Origin of the sequence: Methylobacterium sp. CCH5-D2 (genome assembly GCF_001556475.1) — a bacterium.
GTDB classification, from domain to species: domain Bacteria; phylum Pseudomonadota; class Alphaproteobacteria; order Rhizobiales; family Beijerinckiaceae; genus Methylobacterium; species Methylobacterium hispanicum.
This window is the reverse complement of sequence record NZ_LSIX01000814.1, coordinates 1-1,565: the sequence shown is the minus strand read 5'-3', so window position 1 is coordinate 1,565 and position 1,565 is coordinate 1. Positions and strand designations below refer to the sequence as shown.

Below are 1,565 nucleotides of genomic sequence, written 5' to 3'. Positions count from 1 at the left end.
GAGCCACGAGCTGCGCACGCCGCTCTCGGCGGTGATCGGCTATTCCGAAATGCTGGCGGAGGAGCTGGAGGATGTCGGCCAGTCCGAGCTGCTGCCGGACCTGCGCAAGATCGAGGCGAACGCCCGCCACCTCCTGAGCCTGATCAACGACGTCCTCGACATCTCGAAGATCGAGGCCGGCCGAATGACCGCCTCGGCCGAGACCTTCCCGGTCGAGGCCCTGGTCTCGGACGTCTCGGACGCCATCGGGGCGCTCGTCGAGAAGAAGCGCAACCGCTTCGACCTCGATCTCGGGCCGGATCTCGGCACGATGCACCAGGACCAGACCAAGATCCGCCAGTGTCTCGTGAACCTCGTCGGCAACGCCGCCAAGTTCACGGAGGACGGGGCGATCACGCTCGTCGTGCGCCGCCACCGGGAGGGGGAGGCGGACTGGCTCTCCTTCGCGGTCCGCGACACCGGCATCGGCATGACCGCCGAGCAGGTCGGGCGCCTGTTCGAGCGCTTCTCCCAGGCCGACGAATCGACCACGCGCCAGTTCGGCGGCACGGGGCTGGGGCTCTCGATCACCCGCGCCTTCTGCCGCACCATGGGGGGCGACGTCGCGGTCGAGAGCGCGCCGGGCGTGGGTTCGACCTTCACCCTCCGCCTGCCGGCCACGCTCGCCCCCGAAGACGCCGCGCCGGCCGAGGAGCAACCGCCGGTCGAGCATCCGGGCGCGCACGAGGAGCACGACGTCGTGCTCCTCGTCGACGACGACCCGGCCGCGCGGGAGCTTCTGGGACGCTTTTTGGAACGCGAGGGCTTCCACGTCCGCACTGCCAACGACGGCCGGGCCGGGCTGACGCTCGCCCGCGCCCTGAAGCCGCGCGCGATCCTGCTCGACGTCGAGATGCCGCGCATGGACGGCTGGGCGGTGCTGCACGCCGTGCGCAGTGATCCGGAGCTCGCCGGCATCCCCGTCATCATGACCTCGGTGGTGGCCGAGCAGGGGCTGGGGCAGGCGCTGGGTGCCACCGACTACTTCGTCAAGCCGATCGACTGGGACCGGATGAAAGGCCTGATGGAGCGCTACCGGCCGGAGGGCCGCGAGGCTCGCGTCCTGGTGGTGGACGACGACGCGGACGCGCGCGAGCGCCTGCACCGCACGCTCCACCGCGACGGCTGGGCGGTGGACGAGGCCGAGAACGGCCGGGCCGCTTTGGCCCGGATCGACGCGGAGCGCCCGAATCTGATCCTGCTCGACCTGATGATGCCCGAGATGGACGGCTTCGCCTTCCTGCGCGCGCTCCGGTCCCGGCCGGACGGCGACATCCCGGTCGTCGTCCTCACCGCCAAGGAGATCACCGAGACCGAGAAGGCGCGCCTCGAGGCGCAGGCCGACCGGGTGATCGTGAAGGGATCGCTCAGCCTCGCGGAGGTCGGCCGGCAGTTGCGCGCCCTCTATGCCCGGGAGAACGCTCCGGTGCCGCAGGGCATGCAAGGGCTGATCGACCAGCTCTCGGAGCGGGATTGAGGCTCTACGCGGTTCCCTCCCCCCTCTGCGGGGGAGGGGGGCCCTGCGT

Annotated in this window: 1 protein-coding gene; it reads left to right on the top strand. The window is 71.1% G+C overall.

The window, feature by feature from the left end; translation table 11 throughout:
• Nucleotides 1-1,516 (top strand): response regulator (locus AX737_RS21510; RefSeq protein WP_156453873.1); only part of this gene is annotated, 1,516 nt, incomplete at its 5' end.
• Nucleotides 1,517-1,565: the final 49 nt, after the last annotated feature.